The organism is Terriglobus roseus DSM 18391, assembly GCF_000265425.1.
GTDB classification, from domain to species: domain Bacteria; phylum Acidobacteriota; class Terriglobia; order Terriglobales; family Acidobacteriaceae; genus Terriglobus; species Terriglobus roseus.
The window spans coordinates 3,205,851-3,224,468 of the sequence record NC_018014.1 but is presented as its reverse complement, the minus strand read 5'-3'; the positions used below and the strand labels follow the sequence as shown (position 1 = coordinate 3,224,468).

The window sequence follows — 18,618 nt, the reverse complement described above, 5'->3', positions numbered from 1 at the left end:
GGTTCCTGAAAGCATGCTGTTCAAAGCGCGCAGCGCCGCAGTGTATGGAATTGATGCCCACATGATTGATGTGGAAGTGGACTTCGCCGGTGTGCTGGAAGCGGACAAAGCGACCTTTAGCACGGTTGGACTGCCTGACGCTGCCGTTCGTGAGAGTCGCGATCGTGTGCGCGCGGCCATCAAGAACAGTGGCTTCGACATGCCGCCTACGCGCATCACGATTAATCTGGCGCCGGCTGACTTGAAGAAGGAAGGGTCGGGCTTCGACCTTCCCATAGCGGTCGGCATCCTGGGCGCGTACGGCGCGTTGCACAACAAGGACCTGACGAACTTTCTTCTGGTGGGCGAGCTTGGTCTGGATGGTTCGCTGCGATCCGTGCCGGGCGTGCTGCCCATGGCGGTGATGGCGCGTGAGAAGGGAATTCGCAACGTGGTGCTGCCGGCGCAGAATGCTCGCGAGGCTGCGGTTGTCGATGGTGTGGATGTGTATCCGGTCCGGACGCTGCGTGAGGTGCTGGACCTGGTGAACGCCTTTGCGTTCGATGGGTCGCATGCGCAACCGCTGCGCGTGAAGGCAGAAGAAGTTCTGAATGAGCTGCAGCACTTTCCCTTCGACTTCAAGGATGTACGTGGTCAGCACACGGCCAAGCGTGCTATGGAGGTTGCGGCGGCCGGTGGGCACAACCTGCTGATGATCGGGCCGCCGGGCAGCGGCAAGACGATGCTGGCCAAGCGGCTGCCTTCGATTCTTTCGCCACTGCAGTTTCAGGAGGCGTTGGAGACGACGAAGATTCATTCTGTCGCGGGTGTGCTGGATCCCAGCGAGGGACTTGTTGCGCACAGGCCCTTTCGCGCGCCGCACCACACGATCAGCGATGCGGGCCTGATTGGTGGCGGAATGGTGCCGCGGCCGGGCGAGGTGTCGCTGGCGCACAACGGTCTGCTTTTTCTGGATGAGCTGCCCGAGTTCCCGCGCAATGTTCTGGAGGTGCTGCGGCAGCCGCTGGAAGATGGCACCGTGACGATCTCTCGCGCGGCGATGTCGCTGAGCTTTCCGGCGCAGTTCATGCTGCTGGCCGCGATGAACCCTTGCCCGTGCGGCTACTTCAATGACAAGAGCCGCGACTGCATGTGCACACCGCCGATGATCCAGCGCTACGTCTCGAAGGTGAGCGGGCCGCTGCTGGACCGCATCGACATTCACATTGAGGTGCCGGCCGTTCAGTACAAGGAATTGCGGCAAGGCGCCGAGGGCGAGAGCTCTGCCAGGATCCGCGAGCGTGTCTTGGCGGCGCGAGAGCGGCAGGCGAATCGCTTTGCCCGGGTGGGCGAGGCTGCGCCGACGACGCGGAAGCATCGGCCAGTCTTTGCGAATGCGCAGATGACGACGCAGCAGATCCGCGTCTTCTGTGAGCTGTCGAGCGATGCGGAGCGGCTGCTGGAGCGCGCCATGCAGCAGCAGGGTTTGAGCGCGCGAGCGCATGACCGGATCCTGAAGGTGTCACGGACGATCGCGGATCTGGAGGGCGCGCAGGACATTGCGGTGAAACACATCGCTGAGGCGATTCAATATCGGACGCTGGATCGCAGCTACTGGGCGTGAGAAAGGTCACAGGGATCACTTTTGGGTCACGTCACCTCCATAATTCGGGAGAAGTGTCCGAAAATAAGTATTGCGCTGCAGGGTTGGAGCAATTATGGTGCTGATGGAGAGTATTGCGGTCGGTGTGTTCAGTTTGCCGTCGCGATTTTCTCCGAATCAGCGGCATCCAGGCCGGGCGCTGTTGAATCCCAGTACATGGACCAGTTCCCGTACAAAGCGCCGGACGGCCAGGCGCAGCAATCCATACCGTAACGAGAGGGCAGTGGACGCCACAGTGGCGGGTAGTGCCGTGCGCTCTCGTTCTGAAGAACTTCATGCGTTGAACCCCATGACCAGGGTGAGACGTCTAATTACAGTGAACCGGCTTCCAAGACTCCCCCTCCGGCCCGCTGTAAGCGGCTTCCAACTGAAGCCGTAACAAAATTTAAGGAGAACCATGCGCTCCGATCTGATCTTTGGCGCTCTAACCCACGTCCAGAACCGTTACCAGCTTTGTCAGCTTGCCAGCAAGGCAACCCGCAAGCTCCACAAGCCCAACACCCGTCTGCAGGACACGACGAACGAAGTTCTGGAGCGCTTCCATGAGCAGGCGCCGTCCGATCTGAAGACTGGCCCTGAGCCGGCTGCAGTTCTGGAAACCATCGAGGAGCGCCGCGCGGCCTAACGGCCGTGCGGTGCACCCGCACCGCTCTTTTCAACGAAATAGGCATTTGCACGCCGCCGGTTTCGTAGTAGTGTCTGTAGCATCACCACACCCAAGTTGAGAGTGCCGCACTGCCGTTTGCACGACTGCTTTGATTTGCAGCAAAACAACCGCACCAGCCCGCAACACCCTCCGCACTGAAATCCCTTCCCAGTCTCACCCGCTCCTATCAAGACGGACGCACGTACACAGGTATCCATGACCATCTCAGAACTTAAAGAAAAGAGCATTGCCGAACTCGGAAAGCTCGCACGCGGCCTTGAGATCCAAGGCACAAGCGCCCTGCGTAAGCAGGACCTGATCTTCAAGATCCTTCAGGCCCAGAGCGAAAAAGAGGGCCACATCTTCGCGGAAGGTGTCCTTGAGATCCTGCCCGACGGGTACGGCTTCCTTCGCTCGCCCGACTATAACTACCTGCCCGGTCCGGATGATATTTACGTTTCGCCTTCGCAGATCCGCAAGTTCGACCTGAAGACCGGCGACACGATCAGCGGCAACGTGCGCCCGCCGCACGAGGGTGAGAAGTACTTCGCGCTGGTCAAGATCGAAGCGATCAACTTTGAATCGCCCGAAGAGACGCGCAACAAGATTCTGTTCGACAACCTAACGCCGCTGTACGCCGAAGAGCGCGTGAAGATGGAGACGGTCCGCGACAACATCTCCGGCCGCGTGATGGACCTGTTGACGCCCGTGGGCAAGGGCCAGCGTGGCCTGATCGTTGCACCGCCGCGTACCGGTAAGACGGTTCTGCTGCAGTCGATTGCGAACTCGATCACGACGAACCATCCTGAGGTTGTGCTGATCGTCCTGCTGATCGATGAGCGTCCGGAAGAAGTCACGGACATGCAGCGCTCGGTAAAGGGCGAGGTCATCTCCTCGACCTTCGACGAGCCGGCAGCACGTCACGTACAGGTGGCCGAGATGGTCATCGAAAAGGCCAAGCGCCTGGTCGAGCACAAGCGCGATGTTGTGATCCTGCTGGATTCGATCACCCGTTTGGCACGTGCCTACAACACGATCGTGCCGCCTTCGGGCAAGGTGCTCTCCGGCGGTGTGGACTCGAACGCGCTACAGCGCCCCAAGCGCTTCTTCGGCGCGGCCCGCAACATTGAAGAGGGCGGTTCGCTCACGATCATGGCGACGGCTCTTGTCGATACCGGATCGCGTATGGACGAAGTCATCTTCGAAGAGTTCAAGGGTACGGGCAACATGGAAGTCATCCTGGACCGCAAGCTGGTCGACAAGCGCGTCTTCCCGGCGATCGACATCCAGCGCAGCGGTACGCGTAAGGAAGAGTTGCTGATCCCGAAGGAAGACCTGCAGCGTACGTGGATTCTGCGCAAGGTGTTGAATCCGCTGTCGCCGGTCGAGGCTATGGAACTGTTGACGGACAAGCTGAGCAAGACCCGCAACAACCAGGAGTTCCTGCACAACATGAGTTCGCTGTAGTTCGAAGCAAGTCGTTAGTGAGGCGGAGGGATCTGCTTTTCGTCCGAGCCAGGCAAACCAGCCGGCATGGGCGAGAAGCAGATCCCTCCGCTGCGTTTGCGCGCTCTATCGTCGTCCGCCGCGCTTCGGTTGCGGCGCAGGGAGTGGGATGCGCGCGCTTTGTACGGGGGAGTTGAGCACCATGCTGGTATTGGTGGCGACGTAGGGCATGAGCGCGTCGATCACTGTCTCCAGGTGGTTCATGTCGCGCACGACCACCTGGACCAGGAAGCTCTCATTGCCGGTGACGCGATGGCATTCGACGACCTCGGGGATCGACCGCGCGAGGCGTGCGAAGTTCGACAGGCGATCGCCAGCGACGGTGATCTTCACGAACGCACGCACTGCGAGTCCGAGCTTTGCCGGGTCGATCTCGGTGCGGTAACGAAGGATCACTCCGGACGTCTCCAGCCGGCGTACGCGCTCCATCACTGCGGGTTTGGAGAGATGGACGCGGCGCGCCAGTTCTGCGAAGGAGATGCGTGCGTTGTCCTGCAACTCTTCAATGAGGGCGTGATCGATGGCATCAAGCAGGGCAGGCGCCGGCGTGAGCGGCGGCACGTGCGATGCCTCTGCGGCTTTCGCGATCTTCTTTGCAGCGGTTTTTGGCCTAACATTCGTCGGCATAAGACGCATCCTACCTTACAAACATTATGGATCGAAAGCACGGGAATCTTTAGCATTCTCGTATGCCCCTAGAGCTTCTGCAGCCTGTCACTCTTCCAGAGACCACGCGTCACCGTTTCACCGCACTTCGGGAGTTGGTGGGCAACACGCCGATGCTCTGCATCGACTACCGGTATCGCGGACGCGACGGGCGCTGTCTGCGCGAAGGCCGAGCACCTGAATTTGAGCGGCTCGATCAAGGACCGCATGGCGCTTCACATTCTGGAGCGCGCGTATGAGGATGGGTCGCTGCGCCCGGGCGATCGCATTGCGGAAGCGACCAGCGGAAACACGGGGATTGCGTTTGCGGCACTGGGTGGTGCGCTCGGACATAAGGTCGTCATCTACATGCCGGACTGGATGAGCCGGGAGCGGATGGATCTGATCCGCAGCTATGGCGCAGAGGTTGTGAGCATCAGCAAGGACCAGGGTGGCTTTCTGGGCAGCATCGACTGCTGCCGCAGGCTGGCCCTGGAGCAGAACGCTGTTTTCCTTCCACGGCAGTTTGAGAATGAAGCGAATGTGGAGGCACACGCGCTCGGCACCGGGCCAGAGATCATTGCGCAGCTTCGCCATGCAGGCCTGATCCCGGATGCGTTTGTTGCTGGTGTGGGAACGGGGGGGACGATCATGGGCGTTTCGCAGTCGCTGCGCCGTGCGTGGCCTGGCCTGACCTGTCATCCGGTTGAGCCGGCGGAGTCGCCTACGCTGACGACCGGCTATAAGGTGGGGTCTCATCGCATCCAGGGCATCAGCGATGAGTTCATTCCGGAGATCGTCCAGTTGCGCGAGGTGGATGAGGTGATCGCCATCCACGATGGCGACTCCATCCTGATGGCGCAGTTGCTGGCGCGAACGCTCGGGCTTGCCGTAGGGATTTCGTCGGGCTGCAATTTTCTTGCTGCGGTGACAGCGGCGATGCGCTTCGAAGGCAAGACCACGGTTGCTACTGTGTTTTGCGATGACAACAAGAAGTATTTGAGTACGGGGCTGCTTCGTGAAGAGCCGGTGCGCGAGGACTACATGACGCCCGAGGTTGAATTGCTGGATCTCCGCGTGGTTCCACGATGCGCTCTGAACGCGTGAGAGCGGCGGGCCGCTGACACGGCGGGAAGACAACAGCCGCGCGGGGCGCAGCGTCCAAACGGTTGGACTCAAGAGATTCTGAAGAGCTACTTTTCTCCGTGCTAACGGGGTATTCCGTGGTCCTTCGGCGTAATGTATCGTGGGGCGACGCGGTCGGGAACTGTGGTTCGACTGTCGTGTTCCTGCTGCATTTGCAGTGGATCCCGAGACGCCGTCACAGACCAGGAGATTGCAGAGCAGTATGCCCGACAAGCAGGAGACGCGCCGCATTACGATCAAGGAACTGCTGCGGCCTCACCGTCGGGCGCTGATGCTGGGGCTGGTTGCGATTGCCGGTGAGAGTATCGCGGATGTGGCGGCGCCGTGGCCGTTGAAGATCGTGCTCGACAATGTGATTGCGCACAAGGAATCTCACGGCTGGCTCTTCAAGTTCATCAAACGCACGGCCGGCACGGAGCCGCACCAGATCCTGATGTTCGCCTGCATTGCGGTTGTTGCGATCGCGATTGTGGACGCGTTCTGCTCGTACTGGGAGAAGTACACGACGACGAGCGTGGGGCAGTGGGTGACGCATGATCTGCGCCGGACGCTCTACGCGCAGGTGCAGCGGCTGTCGCTTTCGTACCATGACACCAGCCAGACGGGCGACCTGATCAGCCGCGTGACGACGGATATTGATTCGATTCAGAGCTTCATTGTGTCGGGGTTGCTGAGCATCCTGGTCGACATCGCCACCATTGTCGGCATGATCGGCGTTTTGTTCTACCTGAGCTGGCAACTGACACTGATTGCGCTGGCTGTCGTGCCTATCCTGTTCGCGATCGTGTACACGTACACGCGCAAGGTGAAGAAGGCTTCGCGTGCGGTGCGGAAGCAGGAGGGCAAGATGATCTCCGTGGTGCAGGAGGTCCTTGGCTCCATCCGCGTGGTGAAGGCGTTCTCGCGCGAGCAGTATGAGATCGACCGGCTTGAGGGCGAGAGCCTGGAGACAGTTGAGGCTTCACTGAAGGCGCGTACGCTGAAGGCGAAGCTGGTACCGATTGTGAACATCGTCACGGCACTGGGTACCTGCGGTGTGCTGTACTTCGGCGGTCGGCTGGCTCTGGATTCGAATATGACCGGCGGCAAGATCTACATCTTTATTGCGTACATCGCGGGTATGTACAAGCCGATGCAGGACATCAGCAAGATCATGGATTCGTACTCGAAGGCCGACATCGGCTACGAACGCATCCAGGAGATCATTGGCAATCAGGACGAGATGCGTGACGCCGCTGGCGCCAAGAATCTGCGCATCACCGAAGGTCGCATCGAACTGGACAATGTGAGCTTCAGCTACAACAGCGATCGCGAGATCCTGCACGATGTGACGATGCGCGTGGAGCCCTGCTCCACGGTTGCGATCGTGGGGCCGACTGGTTCCGGCAAGACGACGTTGATCAACTTGATTGCACGTTTCTACGAGCCGCAGTCGGGAACTGTGCGGATCGATGGACAGGACGTCAGCAAGGTAAAGCAGAAGTCACTGCGTGAGCAGTTGAGCTTTGTGCTGCAGGATACGGTGCTGTTCAGCGGGTCGATCTGGGAGAACATTGCGTATGGGCGGCCGGAGGCGACGCACGCCGAGATTGTGCAGGCCGCGAAGGACGCGAATGCGGATGAGTTTATCGACTGCCTGCCGCAGAAGTACGATACAGTCGTGGGCGAGCGGGGCATCCTGCTGTCGGGTGGCCAGCGGCAACGCATCGCGATTGCGCGTGCCATGGTGCGGAACAGCCCGATCCTGATCCTGGATGAGCCGACCTCGGCGCTTGATGCGAACAGCGAGCACCTGGTGTTCGAGGCGCTCGATCGATTGATGGAAGGGAAGACGGCGATCGTGATCGCTCACCGGCTATCGACGGTGCGGAATGCGAACTGCATCTATGTGCTGCAGGATGGGCGTGTCGTGGAGAATGGCACGCATGACGAGTTGATCCATGCCGGCGGTTTATACCAGGAATTGAACGAGACACAAGCCCATGCGGATGAAGAGAAGTCTGCTTTGCTGGCTTAGGCGTCCGTTCGGACAGTTGCCAGGAAGAAGGCCCGGATGCATCAGCAACCGGGCCTTCGTTTCTGCTGACAGCGCTGACTAAAGCTTCTTCAGCTCTGCGATGCGTGACTCGACGACGGTTACGTATTGGGTGACGACTTCGTCGGGAAAGCCGCCTGCACGGAAGGCATCGGTCAACTGCCTGTGACTGAGCTGGGCGAGCATGCCGCCGATCCATCGGGCGTCCTCGCGTGGTACCTCGCGGCCGATCCAGTCGAGATTGGCCCGCATGGCGAAAGACTTGGCCGTGACGCCCGCCGTGGCGAAGAGCATGCCGGTGGGACGCCTGGGAGTGCCGAAGTCCACGGTGGCTGTCGTCAGGCGGGTCACGAACTTCGAGTCTTTGAAGCTGTCGATATTTCCCTTGGAGCTTGCCTTGGTCCATCCGATGCCGTTGGAGCCGAAGCTTGCACCGACGTCGCTGACGAGGAAGAGTTGCTGGCCGCTCTTCTTATCGGTGTAGACGGCGTTGTTCTCGTCCTTCAGGTCCCAGTTGTTCATGACGGCCATCATGACGCGCAGGCCGTTGAACTCACGCTTGCCGTAGAAGGGGTTGGTCTTCCACTCCCAGATGCCAATCTTCTTCTGGCCCGCGGGTTTGCGTGCGAAGCGGACGTCCTGCAGTTGGCCGGCCTTCCATTCCTTCGGGCCCCGCTTCACCTTTACGTTACTGACGGTTGCTGACGGCAAGAAGTAGTCGTCATTGACGAAGTAGCCCATGGCCCACAGAAGGCGCGAGGCGACGACCTCTGGCCGTGCTTCTTCGCCAGCTTTCACGCGCCACTTCTTATCGCCGGCGTCGCGCACATCCATCTTGGGATTGGTGCCGCCCATGTCCTCTGATTCGAAGACGAATGGAGGGCGGGGCTGCTTGTCCCTGCCGCCCTGACCGTTGAGCAGGTCCAGCCTGGCGATGTCTTTTGGCTGGTGCCACAGGACGGGGTTGCGGATCTGCGCCCACAGCGCGGCGTTGCTGCGAACGTCGCGGTCATTGTCATCTTCTTTGGCCTTGGACTTCTTGTCGTCGTCCTGAACGTAAGCGGCGTGGGCGGCGGCAGGGGACGCAAAGCTTTGAAAGGATGCTGCGGCAAGCGTGCAGATCACTGCAAAGTGCGAAAGCCGTGTGAAACGCAACATGTTGTCTCCGAACGTGGTCTGTACGAGATAAGAAGCAATTCCCGCGAAGTGCGATGCGCGACGCACGGAAAACATCTTCCACTAGCGGTTCTGCATCCTCATGAAGTACGACGCTGTGCCAGTACAGCAGGAGACCAAGATACAAGTGAAGCTGATGGTACAGCCGGATGACGGCATCGAGCCCCTGTTGAACGCGCTGCGCAGCGCGAAGACGAGCATTCTGATTCTGATCTTTCGGTATGACCGTAGCGAGATCGAACGGGCTCTCGTAGAAGCCGTGCAGCGCGGCGTTACGGTGCAGGCGCTGATCGCGTTTACCAATCGCGGCGAAGAGAAGAACCTTCGCAAGCTGGAGATGCGTCTGCTGGAGCGCGGCATTACCGTGACGCGTACGGCGGACGACCTGGTGCGTTACCACGGCAAGATGTTCATCATCGACCGCAAGGAACTGTTCCTGCTGGCGTTCAACTACACGCACCTGGACATTACGCTGAGCCGGTCGTTTGGCGCTCGGATTACGACACCCGCGATCGTGGCGGAGGCGGTGAAGCTGTTCGAGTGCGACTCGCACCGGACGCCGTTTGTGTCGAGCGTGCATGAGCTGGTCGTCAGCCCGATTAACGCGCGCAAGGAGCTGACGGAGTTCATCAAGGGCGCCAAGAAGCAGCTGCTGCTGTACGAGATGAAGATCAGCGATCCAGACTTTGTGAAGTTGCTGCGGGAGAAGGTCGCGGATGGCGTGGATGTGCGGATCATCGGTCGCGCTTCACCCCGGGCGAATATTCTGCCGCTGCGGACGATGGGGATGCGTCTGCACGTGCGCGCGATCCTTCGTGATGGGAAGGCCGCATTTCTGGGCAGCCAGAGTCTGCGTAAGCTCGAGCTGGAGGCGCGCCGAGAGATTGGCGTGATCTTCCAGGATGCAGCGGCGGTGAAGAAGATGATCAACATCTTCGAAGGCGACTGGCAGGGGGCTCAGCCGGCGGTGCAGGACTCCATGGAAACGGCGATGGATATCCCGGTGCGGCGTGTGGCGAAGATCGTTGCGAAGCACATCAACGTGAAGCCGGTGGTGGAGCAGGTGCTGGAGCGCGTCTTCGAGCGCCGCACGAGTGACGTGGCGTTTGAACCGGGTGAGGTCGCACAGACAGTGCGTGATGCCTTCCGCGAAGAGATCCACGATGCCGTGTTGCTGGCGCTACGGGACATGGCGGCGCAGGCCGCGCAGCTGCAGGTGCAGCGAAAAGATTAGTTCGTGAGGAAGGTTTGCAATAGAGAAGGGCATGGCTTGCGCCATGCCCTTTCTGATGTCGATGTGACTCGGTTAGCGAGTCGGCTGGCCGGTGGGACGTGGCGAGCTGTCGTGCGTACGCGGTGAGCTGTCATGCGTGTGTGGGGAGCGATCATGCTCCTGTGCGAATGCGGCTATTGGAAGCGTCAGTGCAAGCAAAAGTGCAGCGTTACGAAGAACCATAAGTGTCACCCTGTTGGGACAGTCGTCGAGCGGTCGCGACTGGTGCCCACGGCTTTAGGGAAGAGCTTCGCGCCGGCTCCGTTCATCGCCCGGCGTGTTTGGCCTTGTGCCATGTTCAGTGCGGATCGCAGGTTCTCGAGTGACCCGCATTTCCTTGCCGAACACCTAACTAGACGCGCTTTGGTGGCGCGCGGATTCAGGAATTGCGTCGCGTGTTGCTTGTGTTGAGGCGCAAGAATGCGACATTCTTCTGACCCGAAGGTGGTGGTTGGATTCTGGCTCATTGCTTCGCAAAAGGCAGGGCCCACGCCTCAGGATTGAGACGTGGGCCTTGTTGGTTCGAAACGAAGCTTAGTCCATGGAGCGCGCGCGCTCGAAGGGTTTCTGCAGAAGTGCACGCGCTTCGTTGATGGCGCCCTGTGTGTTGTCGTTGGTCTGCACGGCGAGTCGGTATTCCTGCACGGCACGATCGCGCTGGCCGGTCAGGTCGAAGATCTTGCCGAGGCCGATGTGGCTCCAGACCTGCGTCCAGCGCGGTTCGCCGTCGCCTCGCAGCGAGTCGCGGTAGCTGTTGGCGGACGACTGGTAGTTACGTTGCGTAAAGAAGATCTCTGCGATGCGGTAGTTTGCGAGCGCTGAGTTCTTGTTGCTGTCGAGCGCCTTCTGGTACTCGGCCAGTGCACCGATGAGGTCGCCCTGGGCTACGAGTTGCTGACCCTTGAGGACGGCGACGCGGACGGCGAGATCCGGCGTGCTTTTGAGCACCCAGTTGTCGGGATCGATGACGATGCGGCGGGGACGGCCGAAGGTCTCGATGGTGTACGCGGAGTCCGTACCGGTCACGTCGATCTTGCGGGTTTCGGTCTTACCGTCGGTCTCGATGCGCAGGTCGATGGGCATGCGGAAGAGGTCGAGGTCCTGCGAGACAGAGCCGATGGTGCGGAAGCCTTTGTTGGACCCGAGACGGTAGATGGTGAACTTGTCCTGGAAGGACGGTGCGCCGGTGCCATCGATCCACTGCGCGAAGAAGGGTCTCAGGTTGACGCCTTCGCCGCCCTGCGCCTTCGCGACCACTTCCAGATCAGCGGAGCGGACGGGCTTGTCGGTGTACTGCGAGAGCAGGCCCTTCAGGAAGGCGAGGAATTTGTCGTCGCCAAGCTGGTAACGGAGCATGTGGAAGACCATGGCACCCTTCTCAAGCGTCATGGACTGGAACTGTGGCGAGAATGGGTCGACGCGAGCGAGGGTCGAGAGCGGTGCCGTGTCGTAGGCGAGCGCGCCTGCTTCGATATCGGGGATGGCGTTCTGGAGCGCGGTCTTGCCGCCGGTCTCTTCCAGGTTCATCAGTTCGGAGTAGCGGGCCATGCCGTTCGTGATCCACGCGTCGTTCAGTGTGGCAGGCGAGATCTCAGAGCCCCACCACTGGCGGCTGATGGTGTTGGCCAGCAGGCGATGGCTGTTCTTGTCGCCGATGCGATTGCCCGCAATGGCGGCAATCTCTGGTCCCCAGGATGCGGAGACGCTGTCGTCGGGCAGTTCGACGATCTGCAGCTTGCCGCTCTCGGGCTGGCCGAAGGTGTTGGTGAAGTACTCCTGCTGCTGCGCGGCTACGCCGGCGTAATCAGCAGCCGCGGCCTTGTGCGGCTCGGTGACGTAGATGGAGATCTGATTCGAGCCTGCGACCTTGCCTGCCGGTAGGAACTTGCCTGCGATCAGGGTTCCGGGGAAGCCGGGTTTGGACCATGCGAAGTCGAACTCGGTCTTGTTGCCAGCGACCGATTTCTTACCCGTGAAACCGCTGCTCACGGCGATCTCATCGCTGGGGACGGTGGCGTGCAGGTTCATCGTAAAGCGGTTGGTGTACAGGCCGACCATGGGGAACCAGCGGCCCGGGTAGAGCAGCATGGAGATGGGCGTGGCGAGCGCAGCGGTCTTGATGCCCTCAACCGGGCTTGTATCTGCTTCTTTCAGGATGCCGGCGTAAGTGAATGTAAAGGTGGAGGTTGTTCCGGTTGGGATAGCGACGGGAAGCGACACCGTAACGGTCGAGCGTCTGGCGTCACGGTCGCTGTCGAGCGGCTTGCCGTCCGGCCCGGTGATCTTGGTGATGCGGAGGCCGTTGTTCAGTTCGAAGGTGGCCGACATGAGGTCCTGAACCGCTGTGAAGGTGACGGCGGCGGTCGCTGTCAGGCGCTGAGCGACGGGATCAAGCTGTGCGTCGATGGTGTAGCCGGTCACCTGCAGCGGCTGGCGCGTGCCGCTGGTCTGGGCGGCGGCGGAGATAGAGAGAGCGGCGGCGCTGGTGGCGACTACAAACTTGCGGATCGCAAACATGCTGGCGAGGGTCCTTCATTCGAGCTGAGGCAAGGGTAGCCCAATTATGGGCTGTCCTTTATTTAGACGCAGATGCAGGCGCGGCGGATGAGGTGGTCAGGGGCGGCGGTTCAAGAGCTTCCAGTACGGCGTCGCGCAGGCTTTCGATGCCGGTGCGGTGGTTGGGGGATTGGAGCTTGTGACGGACTTCAGCGAGGGCTGCGATCTGAGCCGCACGCTCGGGTGAATCTTCGAGGAGGGGTCTCAGGGCCGCGGCGGCGGCTTCTCCGGTGAAGTGTTCCTGGAGGAGCTCGGGGACGATCCGCCTGCCGGCGACGAGGTTCACCATGCCGATGGGAAGATTGCCGTGCGCGTCCTCCTCCGCCGGAATTTCGACGGGGTATCGGACCAGGCGCTTCGCTGCCTTAAACGTAAGGTCCGAGACTCGATAGACGAGGAGGAACGGGATGCCGATGACCGCTGCCTGCACTGTCGCCGTGCCGCTGGCTACGACGGCTGCGCGGCTGTGCAGCAAGGCGGCGCGGGCGTCGGACACCAGCTTGACTCTGGATGCCTGCGTGGCGGTCCTCATCGCATCGCGACGTGCGTCGCTGACGGTGGGTGCGACGGGGAGAAGGTACTGATAGTCCTGCTCGATGAGTGCGGTTGCGCGCACCATCTCTGGCAGGTTTGCGTCGATCTCACCGCCACGGCTGCCGGGCAGGAGAGCGACCCACTGCTTTGCAGGATCGAGGCTGTGATCCTTCGCGTATTGCTCGCGAGAGATCGTCGGGAGCGGCTGTTCCGCCAGCGGATGTCCGACGAATTCGGCCGTGACGCCGCGGTTGGCATAGAAGGTCTCTTCGAAGGGAAAGATGGTCAGCATCTTCCAGATGCGTTGCTGCACCCAGCGCAGACGACTACGCTTCCAGGCCCAGAGTTGCGGGCTGACGAACCAGATGACGGGTACACCGAGCCTCTTGAGGTGTTTGGCGAGACGGAAGTTGACATCGGGGAAGTCGATGAGCACGGCGACGTCTGGCCGGTTCCTCTTGATGGATTGGACGAGCCGGAGGTAGCTGCCGAGGATGCGCGGGATGTGTTGCAGTATCTCGGTGATGCCCATGACGGCGACGTCTTCTGCGCGGACGACTCGTTGCTGGCCTTCGGCTTCCATGGCGGCTCCGCCCAGTCCGATGAAACGGGCCTGTGGCAGGACGGCTTTTACGGCAGCGATGAGTTGTGCGCCGTAGTGGTCGCCGCTGGCCTCGCCGGCCGAGAGGAAGATGAGTGGGGTCTGCAGCACGTCCCGACAAGTGTATCCGTCGCGGTAGGTGGGCGATGTTGCTGCGGAGCTCGTTATGTCGGATACGCAGAATTGCGACACGGAACGCATTGTGCGAGGCTGCGAGAAACATCCGAAAAAGCCGTGGGTTGAAGTGGCTGTCTGCACGGACTGACTTCGTGCACGGGAGACACCATGAATCGCTTCGTGCAACTGACCTTCGCTGCAACTCTGCCTTTGATCGCTGCTGTTGCAAGCATCGCGCCGCCATCCGCTGCGGCCCAGTCGTTTTCGATTGGCATCGCCATTCACACTGCGCCGCCCGCGCTGCCGGTCTACGTGCAGCCGCCGTGCCCGACGCCGGGCTACCTGTGGACGCCGGGATACTGGGCCTATGGTCCTGCGGGCTACTACTGGGTGCCGGGCGTGTGGGTTGCGCCGCCGCAGGTTGGCTATTTGTGGACGCCGGGTTACTGGGGCTTTGCAAGCGGTGCGTATGGCTGGCATCCCGGCTACTGGGGACCGCATGTCGGCTTCTATGGCGGCGTGAACTATGGCTTTGGCTATACGGGCGTGGGCTTTGGCGGCGGTGTGTGGGCGGGGAATACCTTCCGTTACAACACGGCTGTGATGAATGTGAATACGACGGTCATTCACAACACGTACGTCGACCGCACGGTGATTGTGAACAACAACATCAACCGTGTGAGCTTCAATGGACCTGGTGGGATCGCGGCGCGGCCGACGCCGCAGCAGATGGCCTTTGCCCATGAGCAGCATGTGGGTGCCACGGTAAATCAGCAGATGCACCAGACGAACTTTGCGCAGGATCGCGGCTCGCTTGCCAGCGTGAATGGTGGTCGGCCGCAGACGCTTGCGATGAACCAGGTGAATGGCCGCCGCTTCGACCAGCAGGGCCGCATTGCGCAGGGTGTCGCTTCCGGGCAGATGACCGCCGGTGAGACGAGAAACGTTGAGGGGCGCGAGGCGAACCTGAACAACACCATTCGGAATGACCGTGCAGCGAACGGCGGGAGCCTGACGCCGCAGGAGCAGCAGAACATCAACCAGCGCCAGAACAACATCAGCAACTCGATCTACAACGACAAGCACAATGCTGCCGTACAGAACCAGGGCAATAGTCTGGTGGGTGACCGCGAGGCGAATCAGCAGCAGCGAATTGCCAACGGCATCAACAGCGGCCAGATGACGGCGAGCGAGGCGGCACGAGCGGAGAGCCGTCAGCAGAACATCAACCAGCAGGTGAGGGCGGATCGTATGGCAAACGGCGGCCGGCTAAACGGACCTGAGCGGCAGCAGGTGAATCGCGAACAGAACGTCGCCAGCCACCAGATCCAGCGCGAGAACCACAATGGTCGTGAGGGTGTCCGTCGCCGGTAACGATCCGTGGTCGACAGCAAGAAGAAGCGGAGGCCGATGGGGCCTCCGCTTCTGTGTTGAATCGATGTTGCGTTAGTCGCCGGGCTGCAGGCGGAGTGGTTCTGCCGGAATGGGGATGACGGTGTCTTCCTGATCCTTGTACTGCAGGCGGTAGAGGCGCCAGTAGAGGCCGCGCTCCACGAGCAGTTCGTTATGCGTGCCGCTCTCGCGGAGCTGGCCCTTGTGCATGACCAGGATGGTGTCTGCGCGCTGAATGGTGGAGAGGCGGTGTGCGATTACGACCGAGGTGCGGCCGGTGATCATGCGCTGCAGGGCAAGTCGCACGCGCAGTTCGGTATCGGTGTCGACGGAGCTGGTGGCTTCGTCGAGGATCAGGATCTCAGGCCGGTGCGCCAGAGCGCGTGCGAAGCTGATGAGCTGCTTCTGGCCGGTGGAGAGGGTCGCGCCGCGCTCCTGCATGGGCTGGTCGAAGCCCTGCGGCAGGGTGCGGATGAAGTCGCCGATGTTGACCTCGTCGGCGGCATGCTCGACCTCGGCGTCCGTGATCCATTCACTGCCCAGACGGATGTTGCTGCGGACGGTGCCGGTGAACAGAAAGGCATCCTGCAGAACGACACCGAATCGCCTGCGCAGGGTGTCGAGAGCTACTTCGCGGACGTCGACACCATCGATCAGGACTGCGCCGCGCGTGACGTCGTAGAAGCGCATCATCAGGGCCGTGATGGTCGTCTTGCCGGCACCGGTGTGTCCGACGATGGCAGCGGTCTCACCGCGCGCCACGCGGAACGAAACACCACGGAGGATCCACTCGATGTCGGTCGATGCGGCAAGCTCCGCGTCGGCCGCGGTTTCGACCCAGACGCGCTGGTCGTCGTTCAGCGTCTGGTAGGTGAACCAGACATCGCGGAACTCAATGGCGCACGGTGAGCCACTGTCTGGCGTGGCGGTGACGGTTGCCGGTGAGACGATTTCGGGCTCGGTATCGATCAGCTTGAAGACACGTTCGCTGGCGGCCATGGCAGCCTGCAGAATGTTGTACTTCTCGCTGAGGTCCATGATGGGCCGGAAGAAGCGCTGCGCGTACTGCATGAAGGCAAGCAGGACGCCGACCGTGACCGTGCGGCCGAAGAAGGTGCTGCCGTGGAGGACGCCTAGGCCACCCTTCCAGATGACCGTTGCGATGGCGATGCTGCTGAGCAATTCGACTGCAGGATAGTAGAGCGAGTAGGCCTGCACCTGGTCGACGAAGGCGTCGCGATGTTCTGCGTTGATGCTTTGGAAGTCCTTGTAGGCGCGCTCTTCGCGGTTGAAGAGTTGTACGACGCTCATGCCGCTGACGTGTTCCTGCGTGTAGGCGTTGATCTTCGCAATGGCGACGCGGATGCGACGGTAGCTGGCGCGTACGGCGATCCGAAAGAGCCGCGTGGCGTACATGATGAGCGGCAGTACGGAGAGCGTGAGCAGGGCCAGCGGCCAGCTCATCCAAAGCATGATGCCGACGATGAAGATCAGGACGAAGACGTCTTCGAAGATCGCGAGCACGCCGCTCGTGAACATTTCGTTCAGCGCGTCAATGTCGCTTGTGACGCGCGTAACCAGGCGGCCCACGGGATTCTTGTCGTAGAAGCCGACGTGCATGCGCTGCAGGTGGCGGAAGATCTGCGAGCGCATGTCGAACATGATGCGCTGGCCGGTCCACTGCATCAGGTAGGTCTGCAGGAACTCGAGACCGTAGCTCATCAGCAGCGCGCACATGTAGAGTAGCGCGCACTGGGTGATACCCGTGAGCGGCACTGTGCTGAGATGGCGCTGGAGAAATGGCGGTACAAACGTCGTGGAGCGGCCCGTCATGTAGCGATCGGTCGCAACGAGGATCAGGTAAGGGCCCGCGACGTCCGCGGCGGCCTTGAGCAGGATGGCGGCGAAGCTGAGGACGGCATGGCCCGTGTAGGGACGCATGTAGGTCAGCAGCCGGCGCATCAGCCGGCTGTCATAGGCCTTTCCCAGTACCTCTTCGTCGCCGCCGGACTTCGCTGCGGGCTTGGGCTTTTCTTTGGTGCGTTTCGCCATGAGTCTGTCCCATTGTAGATGTGGGCCGGGGCCGCTCCGGTGCAGCTTTCGTATGGGGCGGCCAGCACCAACGTGGGAAAATGGAGCCATGGGCACGGTCGACAACACGCTGGGACTGTACCTTTCGGTGCCGTTCTGCAAAGCCAAGTGCACCTTCTGCAACTTCGCCTCAGACGCTTACCCGCCCGCGCGCATGGCCGCTTACGTGGATCGGGTCATTGCAGAGATTGGCGCCGCGCGCGATTTCGCGTCACCGCATGGACTTGCGGTCCCATCCGCGGTGGATTCGATCTTCCTTGGCGGGGGTACGCCTTCGTTGCTGGAGCCACAGCAGATGACGGCGCTCTTTGGTGCGCTTCGTGACCAGTTTCAAGTGTTTCAGGACGCCGAGATCACCGTAGAGGCCGCTCCGGGTCAGATCTCCGATGCGCTGTTGGACTCGCTGCTAAAGAGTGGTGTGAACCGCATCTCGCTGGGGGTGCAGAGCTTCGTCGATGCGGAGTCGCGGGCTGTTGGGCGCTCGCATACGGGTGCTTCGTGCCTGGCAGAGCTGGAACGCCTGCGTGCTGCGGGCGTTCGGGATCTCAACGTGGATCTGATCGCCGGGCTGCCGCACCAGACGGTCGCGAGCTGGAGTGAGTCGTTGCAGCAGGCCATCGAGAGTAGCGTCGATCACGTTTCTGTCTACATGCTCGAGGTCGATGAGGATTCGCGGCTTGGGCGTGAGCTGATCGGACCGGGTGTCCGTTACGGCGCCAATGCGACGCCTGCTGACTCACTGGTTGCGGATCTTTATTCGCAGGCTTGTGAAGCGTTGAACGGCGCAGGGCTGACGCAGTACGAGATCTCGAACTTTGCGCGAGCCGGCCATACGTCGCGGCACAATCTGAAGTACTGGACACGGGCACCCTACCTCGGTTTCGGACTCGATGCGCACTCCATGCTGTTGGACGCCGAGACCGGTGGGGCTGTGCGCTTCGCGAACGCCGACGACCTGGACGGTTACATGGACGCCGCCGAGGCCGTGGAGGTGGAGCGGGTGGATGCACTTGAAGCCTGGGAGGAGAGTATCTTCCTTGGGCTGCGTTTGAGCGAGGGCGTGTCGATCGACGCGTTGCGGCGGGATTACCCTGCTGCGTGGGTGGATGCCTTTGTTGAGAGGTCCCGTGAGCTTGCTATCGCGGGCTTCATGTCTGTAGACCGCGAATCCGTCCGATTGACTCAGAACGGACGCATCCTCTCATCCAGTGTTTTTGGAGAATTGCTCGCTATCCCAGCAGCTTAGAATCATGTCATC

The 18,618-nt window shown here is 61.1% G+C and carries 13 protein-coding genes; 8 read left to right on the top strand and 5 right to left on the bottom strand.

What is annotated here, in order from left to right:
• Positions 1-13: 13 nt before the first annotated feature.
• The 3 genes from TERRO_RS13175 (at position 14) to rho (ending at position 3,755) form a co-directional block, all read left to right on the top strand.
• Positions 14-1,603: a YifB family Mg chelatase-like AAA ATPase gene (locus TERRO_RS13175; protein WP_014786185.1), complete on the top strand. Its 1,590-nt coding sequence runs from the start codon at positions 14-16 to the stop codon at positions 1,601-1,603.
• A 436-nt stretch (positions 1,604-2,039) separates the two neighbouring features.
• Positions 2,040-2,267, top strand: coding sequence for a hypothetical protein (locus TERRO_RS13170; RefSeq protein ID WP_014786149.1), 228 nt, complete (start codon positions 2,040-2,042; stop codon positions 2,265-2,267).
• A 237-nt stretch (positions 2,268-2,504) separates the two neighbouring features.
• Positions 2,505-3,755: a transcription termination factor Rho gene (gene rho, locus TERRO_RS13165; RefSeq protein WP_014786148.1), complete on the top strand. Its 1,251-nt coding sequence runs from the start codon at positions 2,505-2,507 to the stop codon at positions 3,753-3,755.
• 105 nt (positions 3,756-3,860) lie between these two features.
• Here the strand turns inward: rho and TERRO_RS13160 are convergent, their stop codons facing one another.
• The gene (locus tag TERRO_RS13160) at positions 3,861-4,421 is read right to left on the bottom strand and encodes an Lrp/AsnC family transcriptional regulator (RefSeq protein ID WP_014786147.1); all 561 of its coding nucleotides are present in this window, start codon (positions 4,419-4,421) and stop codon (positions 3,861-3,863) included.
• A 222-nt stretch (positions 4,422-4,643) separates the two neighbouring features.
• Here TERRO_RS13160 and TERRO_RS13155 point away from each other — a divergent pair, with 222 nt between their 5' ends.
• The gene (locus TERRO_RS13155) at positions 4,644-5,546 is read left to right on the top strand and encodes a PLP-dependent cysteine synthase family protein (RefSeq protein WP_245536092.1); all 903 of its coding nucleotides are present in this window, start codon (positions 4,644-4,646) and stop codon (positions 5,544-5,546) included.
• 241 nt (positions 5,547-5,787) lie between these two features.
• Entirely contained in the window at positions 5,788-7,602 is a 1,815-nt protein-coding gene (locus TERRO_RS13150; protein WP_014786184.1) for an ABC transporter ATP-binding protein, read from the top strand.
• 78 nt (positions 7,603-7,680) lie between these two features.
• Here TERRO_RS13150 and TERRO_RS13145 read toward each other — a convergent pair whose 3' ends face one another.
• Entirely contained in the window at positions 7,681-8,778 is a 1,098-nt protein-coding gene (locus TERRO_RS13145; protein WP_014786144.1) for a hypothetical protein, read from the bottom strand.
• A 154-nt stretch (positions 8,779-8,932) separates the two neighbouring features.
• On the opposite strand from TERRO_RS13145, the gene TERRO_RS13140 reads away from it, so the two are divergent.
• On the top strand, positions 8,933-10,030 hold the full coding sequence (locus TERRO_RS13140; RefSeq protein WP_245536287.1) for a phospholipase D-like domain-containing protein: 1,098 nt from the start codon (positions 8,933-8,935) through the stop codon (positions 10,028-10,030).
• Positions 10,031-10,603: 573 nt separating this feature from the next.
• Here TERRO_RS13140 and TERRO_RS13135 read toward each other — a convergent pair.
• Together TERRO_RS13135 and lpxB are read right to left on the bottom strand one after the other, a co-directional pair.
• Complete coding sequence (locus TERRO_RS13135) at positions 10,604-12,586, bottom strand: M1 family aminopeptidase (protein ID WP_014786142.1); 1,983 nt, start codon at positions 12,584-12,586, stop codon at positions 10,604-10,606.
• A 58-nt stretch (positions 12,587-12,644) separates the two neighbouring features.
• The gene (gene lpxB / locus TERRO_RS13130) at positions 12,645-13,871 is read right to left on the bottom strand and encodes a lipid-A-disaccharide synthase (protein ID WP_245536068.1); all 1,227 of its coding nucleotides are present in this window, start codon (positions 13,869-13,871) and stop codon (positions 12,645-12,647) included.
• A gap of 174 nt (positions 13,872-14,045) precedes the next feature.
• On the opposite strand from lpxB, the gene TERRO_RS22135 reads away from it, so the two are divergent.
• Positions 14,046-15,251: a YXWGXW repeat-containing protein gene (locus tag TERRO_RS22135; RefSeq protein ID WP_014786140.1), complete on the top strand. Its 1,206-nt coding sequence runs from the start codon at positions 14,046-14,048 to the stop codon at positions 15,249-15,251.
• A gap of 72 nt (positions 15,252-15,323) precedes the next feature.
• Here the strand turns inward: TERRO_RS22135 and TERRO_RS13120 are convergent, their stop codons facing one another.
• Positions 15,324-17,321: an ABC transporter ATP-binding protein gene (locus TERRO_RS13120; RefSeq protein WP_014786139.1), complete on the bottom strand. Its 1,998-nt coding sequence runs from the start codon at positions 17,319-17,321 to the stop codon at positions 15,324-15,326.
• Positions 17,322-17,409: 88 nt separating this feature from the next.
• On the opposite strand from TERRO_RS13120, the gene hemW reads away from it, so the two are divergent.
• The gene (gene hemW, locus TERRO_RS13115; protein ID WP_014786138.1) at positions 17,410-18,606 is read left to right on the top strand and encodes a radical SAM family heme chaperone HemW; all 1,197 of its coding nucleotides are present in this window, start codon (positions 17,410-17,412) and stop codon (positions 18,604-18,606) included.
• Positions 18,607-18,618: the final 12 nt, after the last annotated feature.

What these genes read in the sequence shown, in the direction of transcription:
- TERRO_RS13135 (WP_014786142.1), bottom strand. Translation starts at nt 12,586, where the DNA reads ATGTTTGCGATCCGCAAGTTTGTAGTCGCCACCAGCGCCGCCGCTCTC.
- rho (WP_014786148.1), top strand. Translation starts at nt 2,505, where the DNA reads ATGACCATCTCAGAACTTAAAGAAAAGAGCATTGCCGAACTCGGAAAG.
- TERRO_RS13170 (WP_014786149.1), top strand. Translation starts at nt 2,040, where the DNA reads ATGCGCTCCGATCTGATCTTTGGCGCTCTAACCCACGTCCAGAACCGT.
- TERRO_RS13120 (WP_014786139.1), bottom strand. Translation starts at nt 17,321, where the DNA reads ATGGCGAAACGCACCAAAGAAAAGCCCAAGCCCGCAGCGAAGTCCGGC.
- TERRO_RS13175 (WP_014786185.1), top strand. Translation starts at nt 14, where the DNA reads ATGCTGTTCAAAGCGCGCAGCGCCGCAGTGTATGGAATTGATGCCCAC.
- TERRO_RS13150 (WP_014786184.1), top strand. Translation starts at nt 5,788, where the DNA reads ATGCCCGACAAGCAGGAGACGCGCCGCATTACGATCAAGGAACTGCTG.
- TERRO_RS13140 (WP_245536287.1), top strand. Translation starts at nt 8,933, where the DNA reads ATGGTACAGCCGGATGACGGCATCGAGCCCCTGTTGAACGCGCTGCGC.
- TERRO_RS13145 (WP_014786144.1), bottom strand. Translation starts at nt 8,778, where the DNA reads ATGTTGCGTTTCACACGGCTTTCGCACTTTGCAGTGATCTGCACGCTT.
- hemW (WP_014786138.1), top strand. Translation starts at nt 17,410, where the DNA reads ATGGGCACGGTCGACAACACGCTGGGACTGTACCTTTCGGTGCCGTTC.
- TERRO_RS22135 (WP_014786140.1), top strand. Translation starts at nt 14,046, where the DNA reads ATGAATCGCTTCGTGCAACTGACCTTCGCTGCAACTCTGCCTTTGATC.
- TERRO_RS13160 (WP_014786147.1), bottom strand. Translation starts at nt 4,421, where the DNA reads ATGCCGACGAATGTTAGGCCAAAAACCGCTGCAAAGAAGATCGCGAAA.